Source organism: Spirosoma spitsbergense DSM 19989, assembly GCF_000374085.1.
Classification (GTDB): Bacteria; Bacteroidota; Bacteroidia; order Cytophagales; family Spirosomataceae; genus Spirosoma; species Spirosoma spitsbergense.
Window position 1 is genome coordinate 12,391 of sequence record NZ_KB893567.1, and the last position, 16,283, is coordinate 28,673.

At 50.2% G+C, this 16,283-nt stretch carries 12 protein-coding genes; 4 read left to right on the forward strand and 8 right to left on the reverse strand.

Annotated features, from left to right (window positions below):
• Positions 1-21: 21 nt before the first annotated feature.
• The 4 genes from B157_RS0122470 to B157_RS0122485 form a co-directional block, all read right to left on the reverse strand.
• Positions 22-3,168, reverse strand: a complete 3,147-nt coding sequence (locus B157_RS0122470; protein WP_020605563.1) for a SusC/RagA family TonB-linked outer membrane protein — start codon at positions 3,166-3,168, stop codon at positions 22-24.
• A 322-nt stretch (positions 3,169-3,490) separates the two neighbouring features.
• The gene (locus B157_RS0122475) at positions 3,491-4,969 is read right to left on the reverse strand and encodes a RagB/SusD family nutrient uptake outer membrane protein (RefSeq protein WP_020605564.1); all 1,479 of its coding nucleotides are present in this window, start codon (positions 4,967-4,969) and stop codon (positions 3,491-3,493) included.
• Positions 4,970-4,983: 14 nt separating this feature from the next.
• On the reverse strand, positions 4,984-8,166 hold the full coding sequence (locus tag B157_RS0122480) for a SusC/RagA family TonB-linked outer membrane protein (RefSeq protein WP_020605565.1): 3,183 nt from the start codon (positions 8,164-8,166) through the stop codon (positions 4,984-4,986).
• Between the two features lie 275 nt (positions 8,167-8,441).
• A complete protein-coding gene (locus B157_RS0122485; RefSeq protein WP_020605566.1) occupies positions 8,442-9,677 on the reverse strand; it encodes a nucleoside recognition domain-containing protein in 1,236 nt (411 codons plus the stop codon).
• Positions 9,678-9,813: 136 nt separating this feature from the next.
• On the opposite strand from B157_RS0122485, the gene B157_RS0122490 reads away from it, so the two are divergent.
• The 3 genes from B157_RS0122490 to B157_RS35885 are packed head-to-tail and all read left to right on the forward strand — an operon-like array spanning position 9,814 to position 11,605.
• Positions 9,814-10,509, forward strand: a complete 696-nt coding sequence (locus B157_RS0122490; protein WP_425423214.1) for a M15 family metallopeptidase — start codon at positions 9,814-9,816, stop codon at positions 10,507-10,509.
• A gap of 9 nt (positions 10,510-10,518) precedes the next feature.
• Positions 10,519-11,046: a zinc-binding metallopeptidase family protein gene (locus B157_RS0122495; RefSeq protein ID WP_157618546.1), complete on the forward strand. Its 528-nt coding sequence runs from the start codon at positions 10,519-10,521 to the stop codon at positions 11,044-11,046.
• Entirely contained in the window at positions 11,009-11,605 is a 597-nt protein-coding gene (locus tag B157_RS35885; RefSeq protein ID WP_063881401.1) for a M28 family peptidase, read from the forward strand. The genes B157_RS0122495 and B157_RS35885 overlap by 38 nt, the downstream gene beginning before the upstream one ends.
• Positions 11,606-11,659: 54 nt before the next feature.
• On the opposite strand, the gene B157_RS0122505 is transcribed toward B157_RS35885, so the two are convergent.
• Genes B157_RS0122505 through thrA form a run of 3 tightly spaced genes read right to left on the reverse strand, consistent with a single transcriptional unit; the run spans position 11,660 to position 14,707 of the window.
• The gene (locus tag B157_RS0122505; RefSeq protein ID WP_020605570.1) at positions 11,660-11,977 is read right to left on the reverse strand and encodes a type II toxin-antitoxin system PemK/MazF family toxin; all 318 of its coding nucleotides are present in this window, start codon (positions 11,975-11,977) and stop codon (positions 11,660-11,662) included.
• Complete coding sequence (locus B157_RS0122510) at positions 11,974-12,201, reverse strand: DUF2281 domain-containing protein (protein ID WP_020605571.1); 228 nt, start codon at positions 12,199-12,201, stop codon at positions 11,974-11,976. The genes B157_RS0122505 and B157_RS0122510 overlap by 4 nt, the downstream gene beginning before the upstream one ends.
• A 34-nt stretch (positions 12,202-12,235) precedes the next feature.
• Complete coding sequence (thrA, locus tag B157_RS0122515) at positions 12,236-14,707, reverse strand: bifunctional aspartate kinase/homoserine dehydrogenase I (RefSeq protein WP_020605572.1); 2,472 nt, start codon at positions 14,705-14,707, stop codon at positions 12,236-12,238.
• A 21-nt stretch (positions 14,708-14,728) separates the two neighbouring features.
• On the opposite strand from thrA, the gene B157_RS38455 reads away from it, so the two are divergent.
• Positions 14,729-14,977, forward strand: a complete 249-nt coding sequence (locus B157_RS38455) for a hypothetical protein (RefSeq protein WP_157618547.1) — start codon at positions 14,729-14,731, stop codon at positions 14,975-14,977.
• 213 nt (positions 14,978-15,190) lie between these two features.
• On the opposite strand, the gene B157_RS0122525 is transcribed toward B157_RS38455, so the two are convergent.
• Complete coding sequence (locus B157_RS0122525; RefSeq protein WP_063881402.1) at positions 15,191-16,096, reverse strand: hypothetical protein; 906 nt, start codon at positions 16,094-16,096, stop codon at positions 15,191-15,193.
• Positions 16,097-16,283 lie beyond the last annotated feature (187 nt).

Sequence of the window (16,283 nt, forward strand, 5' to 3'; positions counted from 1 at the left end):
TAAGTCGAATGAATTGAGTGATTAGAACGTAAGCCGTACGTTACCGCCGAAGTTCCGTGTATTAGGTGGTCCGTTCAGGTCGAGCCCCTGAATGTTACCGGCTCCCTGCGTATTGATTTCCGGATCAGACGGGAAGTAAGGAGCGTAGAACAGGAGGTTACGACCGCTCACCCCTACCGAGATAGCACCAAATGGGGTTTTACCCAGTAGGCTCTTAGGCAGCGAGTAGTTCAGCGCTACTTCGCGCAGACGATAAACCGTAGCATCGAATACAGCCGCTTCGGACGCTAAACCACCCAAGGCACCCCAGTAAGTCTGGGCAGGTAACTGGATGTTGTTAGGCCGGAATGTACCATCCGAATTCTGGATCACACCGGGCAGAATGCGGGGCTGATCACGGTCGATACCCGTTACGTACATGGAGCCATTCGATCTGGCATCTACGGCACCAAAGGAGAAAAGCTGACCACCCTGGCGCGTATCGACCAGAACGTTCAAAGAAAGGCCTTTGTACGAGAAGGTGTTGTTTAAACCAGCCGTGTAATTAGCCTGCGGATTCGATATAACCGAGTTGGGAACACCCGGTGCAAACGCGCCGGTTACGCCATTTACTACGTACTGACCGGCAAACTGCCCCGTTGCATCGTAATATTGTCCGTTTGGATTAGAATTCTGCACCCGGGGGTTGGCCGTACTGATAACCACACCATAGGGTGACCCTTCACTAATAGATGGTGCAATACCGATGAACGAGTTACCCGAAATAGTAGCTGACTTCACACCCGGTGCAATAGACACTACGTTGTTACGAATAAGTGTGTAGTTCAGGGTCATGTCCCATTTGAAACCACCTACCCGAACTGGTGTTGCGTTCAATACCACTTCAACCCCCTGGTTCCGCAACTCACCAACGTTGGTCGTACGGGTATTATAACCCGACGAGTTGGAAATAGCCACGTTGAAAATCTGGTTCGTACTGCGTGAATCGAAGTAGGTAGCGTCTATACTCAGGCGGTTTTTGAATAAGCCTACGTTGATTCCTCCTTCGTACGACGTAACAAACTCAGGTGTGAGGTTGTTGTTGCCAATCCGGGTGCTGATCCCAAAGCCTGGAATACTGGAACCTCCAATAGACAATGGGAAATTGATACTCGCCAGGTTGTTACCGTAGCCTGACGTTACATACACTGAGTTCAGCAGGTACGGGTCTGCATCGCGGCCAACACGGGCGGCACTGGCCCTAACTTTAATATAAGATAGTACATCCGAATTGACCTTGAAGGCATCCGTTGGCACAAAGCTAACCGAAGCCGACGGGTAGAAATAGGTACTGTTGGCAGCAGGCAGGGTAGAGGACTGATCAGCCCGGCCAGATAGCTCGAGGAACAGGTAGTTATTGTAGTTCAGCGACAGCTGGCCGTAATAACCCACTAACCGGCGAAGGGTAGTGTTCTCACCGCTACCCGTAAATACCGTACCGTTGCTCACATTGTAAAAACCGGGAATTGTCAGCGAAGCAGCGTCTACATAGGCTTCCTGATTTTTTCGCTGGTTGATGTTATTGCCCAGCAAAAGGTTTGCATTCAGCCCTTTCAGGAAAATATCGTCTTTCCGGGCCGTTATCAGCAGGTCGCCGTTCAACTCATTGCGGAAGAAGTTATCCTGCTGAACCTGACCCAATGGGGAACGACCTGAACCGATTGGCAGCGTCAATTTGCGCCGGTCGGCGTAGGTATCCCCCGTTACGCGATACGCTACGTTCAGCCAGGGAGCAACATCATAGCTCAACTGGAAATTGCCGAAGAAACGGTCGATCTGACTGTCGAGAAACTCGTTGTTAACGCCCCACTGCGGGTTGATTGACGATGGCGTAAAATAGATACTCTTGCCATTAAGGTCCTGATACGGCTCATTAGTAAGGTCATAGCTACGGGGTACACGGGTAATCTGACCAAACGTACTGGCTCCGTTACCGCCCGGAATACCCCTCGACACGGTTTGTACATACGTACCGGTTCCGCTTACTTTCAACCCATTTTTCAACTTGGACTCTCCACCGATCTGAACGTTTGTCCGGTTGAACTTCGAGTTCTGGATGATACCATTCTGGAGCGTATTCCCCAGGGCAATAACGTAGTTACGGGTAGCATCGCCCGAAGCAATGTTGACCGAGTTTTGGATGAGACTACCCTGCCGGTAGAAATCACGCACGTTATTGGGATATGCCTGATACGGTACTACGTTGCCCTGAAAGTTCGTAACCGATGTTACGTCCGAAAAAGCAGGACCCCAGGAGTTGTTCGAGGTTGGGTTGAAAATGTTGTTGGCCCCCTGTCCGTAGGTATTCTGGAAGGTAGGAATACCGTACACATTCTGTACGTTATACGACGAGTTGACCGTTACCTCCGTTTTGTTGTTGTTGTTACGTCCCGACTTGGTTGTAATGACGATAGCACCCGCCGAAGCCCGTGATCCGTAGAGCACGGCAGCTGCAGGGCCTTTCAGGATGTTGATCGACTCAATCGTTTCGGGGTTGATGTCGGCCAGGCGGTTGGACGGCTGTGTGCCAAACAAGGTGTTCTGGGTGTTGTTGACATCGTTGCTGAAGATGATACCATCTACCACGATCAGCGGCTGGTTACTGCCGTTGAACGACGTAATACCCCGGATGTTGATGTTGGTAGAGGCACCCGGCGCACCGCTGGAACCCGTAATGCTCAGACCCGCAGTTTTACCCTGTAGGGCAGTAAGCACGTCGGGCGTAGATCGCTGGGATAACTTATCTCCACCAAGCTCCTGCGTAGCGTAACCTAATGACCGCTTATCGCGTTCGATACCCTGAGCAGTCACGACTATTTCGTCCAAGCTCTGTTGGCCTGGTACTAAGGTTACGTTGACCGTTGTCCTGGTACCAACTGCAGCTTCCTGCCCCGCAAACCCGATAAAACTGAAAATCAGCCGTGAATTGGCAGGTATACCAATCTGGTAATTTCCATTGGCATCCGTTATGGTGCCCCGTGTTGTTCCTTTTACCTGTACGCTCACACCTGGTAAGGCGGAGCCGTCGTCTGATGAAGTGACGCGGCCACTAACGGTTACATCCTGCGCCAGCACCGGCAAACAGAAAAGTAGCGAAAGTAACCAACTGCCCAATAAAATTTTCCGCATTAGTTGGTTGATATTAAATTGAAAGTAAATAAATCCAAAATGGACAACAAATATACGTTGTGGTTCAATACATAGTTCGCACTTTTCCCAAGAATTTTTACGAGGATACCTCCCGTTTAGTTGTATTTACATGTAGGGACATCAATATTGTATGCCTGTTTACTGAGACTTTTTTCAGGTAGAAAGTGTGAATTTTTAAAGGCAGTTAAGCGAAATTGGAAGGGCTGGAGGAGAACAGTATAAACGGAAGCGATACCCATAAAAGAGCAACGCGCCTTACCCATTATGAGTAAGGCGCGTTGGCCCTGCACAAAAAGAAATACTACAACGGATTCTGAACAATGGCCGGGTTGGCGTTTATCTCCCGGCGCGGAATCAGGAACTCCCACTGGTTATCACCGGGAGCTACGTCGAACAATACCGCTACGGCCGGGTTGTGATTGGCTCCGTTCCGGTTCAGCGGCAGATTCATGCGCTTTAGATCCAGGAAGCGATGGCCTTCACCCCAAAGCTCGACCCGACGGCTGAGCAGGATTTCGTCAATCAGTTTGGTACTGGTGCTGGTCGAGAGTTTGTAGGCTGCATCCCGCTTGGTTGTCAGGTCAAAAAGCAACTTAGCTGCTTCGGTGTTTTTACCCAGCCGGGCCTGTGCTTCAGCTTCGATGAGGTACATCTCGGCGGCACGCATGTAGGGGATATCACCCATCGTACTGGTAGAGGGTGTACCCGGCAGGCGGAATTTCTGGTTCATATATGGAACCCGAACACCCCCCGGAGGGGTAATTGCATTAGTTGCCGTGGGCGTTTTAACCCATAATTTTGACCGTACATCGGTAGCCGGAATCTGGTTATAGAGCAGACTGTTGAGGGCCTTGGGTGTCTGGCGAATGTTAGACGAATTGAAGTTGTCCGAGATATAGGAATGATACGCGCCGAAAAACTCCGACTGGTCTTCGAGGTGATCGAAGCCCCATATCCATTCCGGGTTCGTTACATCGGCAAACCCGTCCAGATACTGTGTATCCGACATCAGGCTATAGTTTTTGCGGGCATCGGCAGCAAAGGTGGCGGCAGCAGCCCAGTTTTGCTGTACCAGTGCCACGCGGGCCTGTAAACCCTTTACCACATCGAGGTTGATATGGGATTTATACGTGCGTGTGGTAGTCAGTAACGCAGCGGCATCGGTCAGGTCTTTATTGATCTGCGTATAAATATCTTCGACCGTGGCGCGGGGTAATCCTTCGGTGGTGGGGGTCAGCACCAGCGGTACGCCCAGTTGACTGTTGGGTTTGGCAGCCGCATCATATCGCTTGCCATAAAGCTGCACCAGATTGAAGTACGAAAAAGCGCGTAAGCCCAGCGCTTCCCCTTTTATCTGGTCGCGCTCCGCCTTGGTGCCCGTGGCATTGTCAATACTGGTAACAGCGATGTTGGCGTTGCCAATAAGCCGGTAATAGAGCTGGAATGGAAACTCCGACATAGTGCCATTCTCCGACCGGTGACTGGTCCAGCGTTGCTCGGCAAAGTGCCAGTTGTTTGCCGAATTGCCAAACACCAGGTCTTCTCCCATTACGTCCATGATAATCATCATAGCCGGATGGCCAAAGTGCCCCTGCGAACTCAGGTAGCGTACGACCATGGCCCGGTAAATGCCATTGATGGCAGCCGATGCATTTTTGGTGGTGGCATAAGCCGCGCCCGCATCCACGCTACCCGTAGGAGCGGTTTCTAAATATTCCGGTTTGCACGAAGCCACGAAGAATCCTATGGCTAAACAGGCAGTTATAAATCTTGTTTTCATTGGTAGTTTGATGCTTAAAGTGATAAAGAAACCCCCAGTACTACACTCTTGGCTACGCTGAACACGTTGCCGGTGGTACCGGCAAAATTCTGCTGAACGTTCATGCCCTTCCGACGGGAAAGAATCAGGAAGTTCTCCGCACTCACATATACTTGTGCGTTGTTCAGGAACAACCGGGTGGAGACTGTCTTCGGTAAAGCGTACGATAACGTAACGTTGCGCATGTTCAGGTAACTGGCATCAATGAGCCAGCGATCCGATGCCGCATCGAAATCAGAGGTACGGGCGGCATCCATGCGGGGCACGTTAGTTACGTCGCCGGGGTTCTGCCAGCGTTGCAGCATATCCACGTGTTTGGCACTACCGTACCCGCCCGAACTCATCAGGGCAGCATAGGCTCCGTCGTACACTTTACCACCCAACTGATACACGAACAGGGCCGAAAGGGTAAGTCCTTTGAAACTGAAGGAGTTGGTAAATCCACCCGAAACGGTCGGAATAGACGTGCCGTTGTAGTGATAACGGGCGTTGTTGGCACTCGTGGTAAGCGTGTCGCCCGTTTCGGTCACCCGTGAGTTGGCAGCTACGAAACTGGCTGCCCGGTACTGTACTTCGCCCGTAGCGGGGTTAACTCCCTGATAGTCACGAAGCCAGTAATCGTAAAGCGATGAGCCCTCTTTGAGTTTCTTGGTACCATCGATGATTTCGGGATTCTCAGCCGGCATCTTCGTGATCTTGTTTTTTATATGCGTCGCATTCACATCGAGGTGCCAGGTGAAATCTTTGGTTCGAACGACATCAAGGCCCAATTCTACTTCAACGCCCCGGTTGTACATCGTACCAATGTTACGCGTAACGGTTTGAATTCCTGATGACAAAGGGAGTGGTACCGCGAATATCAGGTTCGATGACCGGCGGTCGAAGTATTCGACCGTACCGGTAAGGCGGTTCTTGAACAAACCGAATTCTAAAGCCGCATCAAAGGAATTGCTCGATTCCCAGGCTAGATCCCGGTTGCCCAGGCTCGATTGCAGAATCCCCGCTTCCGACGCGTTGTTAAAGCCCAGATTGTACAGTGGCTGCCAGGCGTAATAGCTGATACTGGCATTATCGGCGGTAGTACCACCGCCGTCGTTACCCGTCTGGCCATACGAAGCTCTCAGCTTGAATGTATTGATGGTCGGAATGTTTTTCAGGAAAGCTTCTTGATCCAGCCGCCAGGCACCACTCACGGAATAGAACGTTCCCCAGCGGGAGTCCTTGTAAAACTTACTGGTTCCATCCCGGCGTACGGAGAAAGACGCAAAATACTTCTGGTCGTAATCGTAATTGAAGCGGGAGAAGTACCCCTCAATCCGCCGAATGTTGTACTCGGATGACAGGTTAGTCGTTGTGGTGAAGTTAACCAATTCGACGTTGCCGTCCAGAATCTGCTGCGAGCGTGAACCGGTCAGGATATTGTCGGTCGTATGGAAATTCTCATGACCTATCAGCGCATCGAATGTGTGTTTGCCGTACGTTTTGTTATAGTTCAGCAACTGATTGAGGTTGTAGCCCGAAATGTTCTGAAAGTAATGCGTCGAACGACCTGCGGGGGCACCGTCGCCAATCTCTGGGTTGCCGTAGGTGGTGTAATCGGTGTTGGTGATGTCGGTACCGAAGTTGGTCGTGAATTTGAAATCTTTCAGGAACGTAATCTCACCGTACACCCGGCCACTCAGTACATTCCGGCGAAAATAGTTCTGGTTCAACTCCGTTTCGGCAATGGCATGACGTCCACCAAACTGAGGCCGGTTGGGTAGGCCCAGAGCGTTCAGGTTACCATAATCGTACCGGCGGTTGCCGTTGGGCAGCGTCAGGAACTGGCCTGGATTGGCAGGGTCGAAGGCGTAGACCGGATAAATCGGCCCCATATTCCGCGAGAAGAAGAACGGGTTAACAAACGTAGTGCCCCCATCAGCCGGTACATCGGCCTGATTCGACTTGATCACCGTTGCCGATAGGTTAGCCCCCGTCTTAAACCAGGATTTTAGTTGAGAATTGACATTCAGACGGCCCGCATAACGCTCGTAATCGGACCGGATCAGATACCCTTTATCGCCCAGGTAGGAGAGCGATAACAGGTAATCTGACTTATCCTGACCACCCGAGAAGGTAGCGTTCATCTCGTCGCGGTTGCCTTGCCGAACCAGGGGTTTTTCCCAGTTCAGATCGTCGGGCGAATACAGAAGCTGGGCGCTGGGGTTCAGCTTACCATCCGTACCCACCAACTGAGCGTCAGGTACATTATATACATTATACCCAGTCAGACTGACCAGACGGTTGCTGGCATCGGTATTAGCGGCAGCTAGCGATAATGGGTTGGTAGCCCGGTAGGCAACGCTGTTGCGGTAGGTTTCCCACATGAGTGGGTAGTATTCGGCTGGTCCAACGCGGTCATACTCGGGCAAACCACGCGAACTGAAGCCTTTGGTGTACCGAACGTTGATGACGTTGCGGTTCTTTTGCCCTTTTTTTGTCGTCACAATCACCACGCCGTTGGCAGCCCGGGCACCGTACAGAGCCGTTGAAGCGGCATCTTTCAGGACTGTAATCGTTTCAATGTCGTTCGGGCTAAGCGTAGCAATATCCGCTGTGTATGGAATACCATCCACTACATAGAGCGGGCTGTTTCCCGACGAAATCGAGCCAAATCCCCGAATCCGGATATCCGGTGCCGATCCTGGCTGACCACTGCCTGCCGTTGTCTGCACCCCCGACGTTGCCCCTGCAATAGCCTGAACCAGGTTGTTGACGGGTCGGTCAGCAATCTTGCTGGCATCAATCGTCCCGGCCGAACCTGTAAAGGCCGACCGTTTGGCACTACCAAAGGTGGTAACGACCACTTCATCCAGATTGGTAGCGTCGGGTGCCAGATTGATATTAATCGTTGACTTATTTCCCACCGCAACCTCCTGCGGAATGTAGCCCACAAAGCTGTACACAAGGCGGGCATTCGTCGGGACAGTTATCTGATAGTTGCCCTGCGCATCGGTCGTGGCCCCACGGGTTGTACCCTTTACCTGTACGTTTACACCCGGCAAACCGGAACCATCATCGGATGAAGTAACACGGCCACTTACGGCTACATCCTGCGCCAGCGCCGGCAAACAGAAGAGCAATGAAAGCAACCAACCTCCAAATAAAATTTTACGCATTTGTGAGAAGTGATTAGATTAATAATGAAATAATCAAAAACAAGCCACAAATATACGGTCTGCATTAATACACTTTAATCTATAAAGGCTAAATAATTAACATTTTTTTAATATTAATTATTTTATAATTTTTGTGGAAATAGTTTAAAAATTATTTAAGGTAACAGGTTTATCTAGCTGACTAATAGCGACATAGCACAAAAAAAGTGATAACCGTAAGGTTGCCACTTTTTGCGCGGTTCCTGGAATCTGAAATTGTACTTTTCTTTTATTTGTCAATGAAAGAAGAAGTAGCCGAGCGCAATGCCGGCAATTACGCCCATCAAATCGGCAAACAATCCGAAAGGAATAGCATAGCGAGAGTTACGGATACCGACCGAACCGAAGTATAAGGCTACAATATAAAAAGTCGTATCGGCAGCCCCCTGAAACATGCACGCTAACCGCCCGACGAACGAATCGGGGCCAAACTGTTTCATCGCATCAATCATCAACGCCCGCGACCCCGACCCGCTCAGCGGCCGCATCAGTGCCACGGGCAACGCGTCGGTAAACTCGGTGTTCAGCCCTGTAAAACTAAACAGGTATTTCAACCCGTCGATGACATAGTCCATAGCCCCCGAATTGCGAAAGGCGCCGATGGCAACCAGCATCCCAACCAGATAGGGAATAATGCGGACGGATGTCTCAAAACCACCCTTTGCTCCTTCAATAAACGCGTCGAAGATGTCTACTTTCTTGCGCATCGCTCCCAGCAGAAACGACACTACGATAAGCATGAGAACAAGGTTGCCCGTTACTTTGGAAATAACCTCGATTTCTTCTTTACTCTTGGTAGATAGATACCACAAAGCCAGGCCTATCAGGCTCGTAATACCACCCAGCCATCCCAGTACCGTACCGTTGATGAGGTTAATGCGCTGTTTGACAGCTACGGCAATCATACTCACCACGGTGGCTACGTAGGTGGCAATAAGGCAGGGGATAAAAATATCGGATGGATCTTTCGCGCCCAAAATAGCCCGTTGTGCCATAATGCTAAGTGGAATGATGGTCAGGCCAGACGTATGCAACACCAGAAACATGATCTGAGCATTGGAGGCCGTTTCCTTTTCAGGATTCAGTTCCTGTAAACTCTGCATAGCTTTCAACCCAAAGGGCGTGGCGGCATTGTCCAGCCCCAGCATATTAGCCGAGAAATTCATAATCATCTGGCCATTGGCAGGATGGTTTTGCGGAACTTCGGGGAAGAGCTTATGAAAGAACGGGCCAATGATACGGGCCAGAAAGTTAATGGCCCCCGCTTTTTCGCCAATGTTGAGCAGTCCCAGGAAAAAGGCCATTACCCCCGCCAGTGGCAGGGCGATATCCATGACAGCTACTTTGGACGAATCGAACAGCCCCTCGACGATAAGTTTGAAAATTTCAGTGTCGCCCAGAAAAATCAGTTTGGCCAGAGCCACCAGAAACGCGATGATAAAAAAAGCAACCCAGATGTAGTTTAGTGCCATCGGTACTAATGAATGAGTGAATGAGCAAAAGAGTGAAAGAGTGAATGGCTCTCCACCTAATCATTTATATGGGTTTTAGCAGAATACCGTAAGTTTACAGGAACATTTTGCTCGAACCAATTTTGACTTAACATTCTTGATAAAGATAAGCTTAACCACTGCTATCGTTGCTCTTTCAACGGCCGCTCTTTCGCTCTTTCACTCTTTCGCTCTTTCACAATCCTTTGAATCGGCTATGCAGAAACAGGGGCTGGTGGATGTGCAAAAAATAGACCCCAGTATTCTGGTCGAACTCAAATACTCAACGACTGATAACTTTGTGGGCAAAGATGTGTACGGTGAACTTACCCGCGCCTACATGCAGCCGATGGCCGCCCGGAAACTTGCCAGGGCGAGTCAGTACCTACAGGAGCACCATCCCGACCTGCGACTGCTGGTGTATGATGCTGCCCGGCCCCGGCAGGCTCAGTGGAACCTTTGGAATGCGCTTCCTGACGTGCCCGAACGGGAACGCCGAAAATACGTGGCCGACCCCCGTCTGGGTTCCATCCATAACTACGGCTGTGCGGTCGATTTAACCGTGGCTACGAAAGATGGAGCGGAACCGCTGGACATGGGCACAAAGTATGACTTCTTTGGTGAACTGGCCTACCCCTCGCGGGAGGCAGCACTGTTAAAAGCGGGGAAGTTAACCAAAGCCCAGCTCGATAATCGCCTGATTTTACGAACCGCCATGCTTCAGGGCGGTTTTACTCGAATCGAATACGAGTGGTGGCACTTCAACGCCCTCTCGCGGGAGCGGGCCAAAGCGACGTTTCAAATTGTAGAATGATGCTTTTCAATGATGAATGATTTTTCAGGACTAATGCGGCTGCTGTTTTTTGCGGCTGTGATTAGTATCGGACCTGTGTATGCACAGGAAAGCGTTACCCAAATTACCGTGTCTGCCGATAACCTGAAGCAGCACGTCTTTGCATTGGCTTCGGATCGTTTTCAGGGCCGCAAAACAGGCACCGATGGGCAGCTACAGGCCGCCACTTATTGTACCCAGGTGTTCAGGCAAAGTCATTTACTGGCTCCTTTCCGGCTCGATTCGGTTGCCGGGTCATTCCGGCAAACGTTTGCCTTTACCTCTATAGAAGTGGCTCCGTTTGGGGGTTACCGCTCGTACGGTTCTGGAATGTCTACCTACAAACGGAATGAACTGGTGCCCTTGCCTCAGACAGCAAAAGATAGTAGCCGAAGCCTGTTTGGTCAGAACATCGGAGGTCTGACTTATTGGCACGGATCTGAAACAGGAGGTAGTTGTCATTTCGGCGCACTACGATCATCTGGGGGCCGAGGGCAAACGTGTTTTTTACGGCGCTGATGATAATGCGTCGGGTACGGCCACTATTCTGAGTGTATCGGCGGTATTCGATTCGTTACGGCAGGCGGGTGTTAAAACCCGACGGAGTATGTTGTTCGTGCTTTTTTCGGGCGAAGAAGGGGGACTACTCGGGTCATCGTACTTCGTTTACAATTCCCCGATTCCACTTCCCCAGCTTGTCGGCGACCTGAATGTAGACATGGTGGGTAGGGTGGATGATGCCCACCGGAAAAAGCCGGACTATTGCTACCTGCTGACAAACAAGGAAGGGCAAAAACTTCGGCAGATAGCCGAACAGGCTAATGCGCAATCGGTGAAGTTAGCCATCAATGAAGGGGGATACGATACCGTAAGCGATCCGGAGCAGTTCTTTTACCGGTCTGATCACTACAACTTTGCTAAAAAGGGGGTTCCGGCCCTGTTCTTTACTAACGGCAGTCATATCGACTACCACAAGATTACCGATACGGCAGACCGAATAAACTACGAAGCCCTGGCTAAACGGGCCACATTAGTGTTTCAAACGGCCTGGGTTCTGGCTAATCAGGACGAGCGATGATGGTGGCTTTTTATGCTAAATAAATACCAATACTCACCACATCGGCAAACCTATTCAGAGTTGTAGCAACAGACGCAAATTCTGATGAACACTTTGTAATTGAGCCGCATCTAAAGTGCCTAACAGCCCCTGAGCCAGATTCGCATCAATGGTAGCTAATTTACTAAGTCGAACCAGCGATAGTTTTTTCAAACCGTTTAAACGGGTAGGTGTAATTACCAGATCGGTTGGTTCCTGCCACTGAAGCTGCGTTGTAATAAAAGCAAGCGTAACGTCAAATGGAGTTGCCAAAAGAACCAAGGCGGGCCTTATTTTACTGCCCGATAAATCCGTAAATGGAAACGGCACTACAATCAGATCGCCCTGCTTCACCTGTACCTTTCCTTCAAATCGTCCAGCGTATATAAATCCTCCTCATCCTTGAGAAACGCAAACGCACTTGAGTTTTCAACCAATTGCTGAATACCCCCTTGCAAAACACGTTCCTCATGCTTCTTTAGTATGAAGGAAGCGAAATCGACCACCTCACTGATTTTCTCTTCGGGAAGTTGCTCAACGGTCTGTAAAACCTGCTCTACCAGTTGTCGTCGGCTCATATTAGTCTGATTTCAGAGCACTAATATAGAACGTTTACGCTAAATAACTACCAATACTGACCACATCGGCAAATACACCGGAGGCTGTCACTTCCGCGCCTGCTCCCGGCCCTTTTACCACAAGAGGCCTGTCTTTGTACCGCTCCGTTGTGAAAGAAACGATGTTGTCGGCACCGGTCAGCTGATAAAATGGATGCTCCGGCCCCACCGACCGCAGACCGATAGTGGCTTTGCCATGCTCGAAACTGGCTACAAAACGCAGTTTTTCGCTGTTGGCTTCTGCCTCGCTGAGCAGGTTTTCAAAATAATCGTTATTACGTTCCAGTTCATTGAAAAAGTCGGGAATTGTTGGGGCCAACAGGCAGGATGCTGGTAGCATATTCGTGACCGTTACATCGTCTGGTTCCAGTGGGAAACCGGCTTCCCGGGCCAGAATTAGAATCTTACGGGCCACATCCTGCCCACTCAGGTCGTCGCGCGGGTCTGGTTCGGTATAGCCCTTCTCCTTTGCTTCCCGCACCACATCGGCGAAGGATATACCGGGTTTGAAGGTGTTGAAAATGAAGGAAAGCGTACCCGATAAAATGGCTTCAATTTTCAGGAAACGGTCGCCGGACGTGATTAGGCCCTGCACGGTGTTAATGATTGGAAGACCGGCACCCACGTTGGTTTCGTAAAGGAACTTAACACCCCGGTTCAGGGCGGTGCGCTGCAACCGGCGATACTCACTGTAGGGGCCGGAATTTGCTACTTTATTGGGCGTAACTACAGAAATGTTGGCGTCCAGTAATGACTCGTAGAACTGAACAATATCCTTGTCCGACGTACAGTCGATGAATACTGAGTTGGGCAGGTTGTAATCTTTTATCTTCTCCACAAAGGCCGGGAGGGATGTCGTGACACCCTCGGTCAGCAACCGGTCGTGCCAGTTGTTCAGCGAGATACCCTGCGGGTCGAGCACCATCTTTTTAGTGTTTGTCATGCCCACTACGCACACTTTCAGTAGCTTCTCCGACCGTAGAAATTCTGATTGGTCGAAGATTTGTTTCAACAGCGTTTTTCCAATCAGTCCGGTGCCAACCAGATACAGGTTCAGCACCCGCGCTTCGGACTGGAAAAAGATGTTGTGCAACGCGTTGAGTGCCTTGGACAGGTTATTTCGGTTGATAACGACCGAGATATTTATCTCCGAAGAACCCTGTGCAACGGCAACAATATTGACCCCGTTTTTGCCCAGTACCGAGAAAAGTTTTCCGGCAATACCCGAGCTTTTCTTCATGCCTTCGCCAACGGTAGCAATGACCGATAAATCCCGCTCGATAGCGACGCTGTCAATATGGCCCTGTTCAATCTCAGTGGCGAATTCTGCGTCTAAAATGGCTTTCACATCGTCTGCCCCACGGGGGTCGATAGCGAAACAGATGGAGTGTTCCGATGAAGCCTGAGAGATGAGAATAACGCTGATTTTGTGCGCGGCCAGTACACCAAATAGTTTTGCCGATACACCCGCCACCCCAATCATGCCTGACCCCTGCAAGTTGACAAGGGCAATGTCGTCAATACTCGAAATACCCGTAATGGTATACTGCCGCCGTTCGGCGGTGCGGCTCACCACCGTGCCCTCGTGCGTTGGGTTGAACGTGTTCAGCACCCGAACCGGAATGTTTTGGGCAAAAGCCGGTTGCAGGCTGGGTGGGTAAATCACTTTGGCCCCGAAATGGCTGAGTTCCATTGCTTCGGCGTAGGTGATGGTCGGGATATTGAACGCGTTGGGGACTTTGCGCGGGTCGGCGGTCATCATTCCGTCAACATCCGTCCAGATATCAATAATGTCGGCGTTGAGGGCAGCGCCAAGGATGCTTGCCGTATAGTCCGAACCGCCCCGGCCGAGGGTGGTTGTTTCGTTCTTTTCGGTTGAGCCGATAAAGCCCGTAACCATCTGAATGGCCGTGCCGGGACGGTCTGAATTTTTGGCGAAATAATCCCGAATCAGTTCGTTGGTGAGGGTGTAGTTTACTTCGGCGTGACCAAACTGGGTATCGGTTTTGATGAGTTGACGGGCATCGCAGAACTGCGCCGGAATACCCCGGCTTCGTACGCATTCGGTAATGACAGTCGTCGATAAGCGTTCGCCAAAACTGGTAATCAGATCATGGGTGCGGGGAGTGAGTTCGCGAATGAGGGATACGCCCCGGAGCAGGTCTTCCAGTTCATTCACAATCCCCCGAACGTGCGCCACCACTTTGCCTTGTTCCTTTACCGGAATAAGGGCTTTCACGATGTTAAAATGCCGGTCTTCAATACGTCGGACCAGTTCCATATAATCGGGTTCGCCGGAAATAGCCATGCGGCCGATTTCAATAAGCTGGTTGGTAATATCACCCATTGCCGAGAAAACAACCGCTATCTGATCGCCATTCCGGCGGTGGGTATCAATGATTTCGATAACCTGCCTGATGCTCTCTACGGAGCCAACCGACGTGCCGCCAAATTTTAAAACCTGCATTTTTAATGAGTAAATGAATAAATGAGCGATGGAGTGAATGGCTTGTCAAGCGCGGTTTTCACTCGATCAAAAATAAATCAGGAAGGTGTTGTTGATGGTCGTTTTGGGTTAGCAAAGATAGCAAGGGACAAAGACTTTAGGGTGACTTCAATAGAAAAGGCACGTCCGGGACGTGCCTTTTCTGTGGCGGAGAATCTGCTAAAAATTGCTGAAACCTTGATTGTTCAATCAATCTTGATGTACAATCAGCCAGCCTGCGCCAATGGTTAATGCATCTTCGGCCAGGGCAACCCAAAGGTCGGGGATGTCTTTTTCGTGCGTAAGCCAACGGCGTAACTGGAAGAAGGCAAATGAACCGGCAACCGCGCCCACTGCCCCGACTACGGCGCCAGTTGGTGCCGGCCATACACTGCCCCTATTGCCCCTTCAGCATCTTAAATCTAAGCCTGTATTTACGTGATCTTAATATCTATGGTCAACTGATCAATACGCTTCATACGTGAAGATTAAGGTTTCGGTCACCACTGAATTCGTCATTGTCGTGCGGCTGGTTGGTAGGTTGGCCGAGTTGTAGGTGTAGCTATACGTGATAGCTAAAGGACTGACTCCATTGGAACCCGCGACCGACAAGACGTTGTTCTCACTTAAATTATAGGGGTTATCAATACCACCGTACAGTGTATAAAATGGGCCAAACGCGGGTGATGAACTGGCAAATGGCAAAAAAACACCCGGAGCAGGAATGATAAATACGCCATAAAAAGGATTCACTTTATTGTCGAATGTGTAGCTGGCGTTTATCGAACGGCTATAAACGGGAGGAGCCGATGGAGGCCCTACTGAAGCACTTACTGAAAAAGCTTCATTTGCAGACGTTAGGTTGTTTGCCGTAAAAGTAAATGAGCCTCCTCCACTGGACCGTAGACCACTAATACTGATGCTTTTGCCATAGGTTGACACTTTATTGTCTGAATTGTAGCGAGGGGATACAAAGAAGCTGGACGGCGAATTTGATAACCCCGACAACTGACCGACTGAATTGTAAGTAAGGCCGTAGCTTTCTGAGGCCGATCCCCTGCGGATTTGAGCGTGTTGAACCTGCGTCAGGCGATTCTGCCCATCATATTGGTAAAGCGTGTTCTCAACGGGGGCTAACACACTGTCGGGGGTCTGATAAGCAATTATCGAGCTTAGTCGCCCCTGTCCATCGTAGGAAAAGGCATTGACTATACTCACGCTGGCACTGCTGGTCAATTGCTGAGTAATCGTCTTTACCCGTAACCGATTTGCGCCGGGCGTAACGACTGGTAAGCGGTGATCCGTGCAACCCCAAAACTCAACAATAACTAGTAGGCAAACAAGGCCTCGAAATAAACGGGTAGTAGTCATAGGGATATTGGTTGAAAGTAGTATATGTTGTACGCTTTAAAAGCACTGTAAGTACCCTGATATGAGTTACATAACTCTACTAATCATAGGATTGTGTATGGATAAATTGGTCATGAAAGTAAGCACAAACGAAATTTTTTTACAGGGTGAATTTTTTTACTGAGTGCTCTATTTATCCAACGGTATT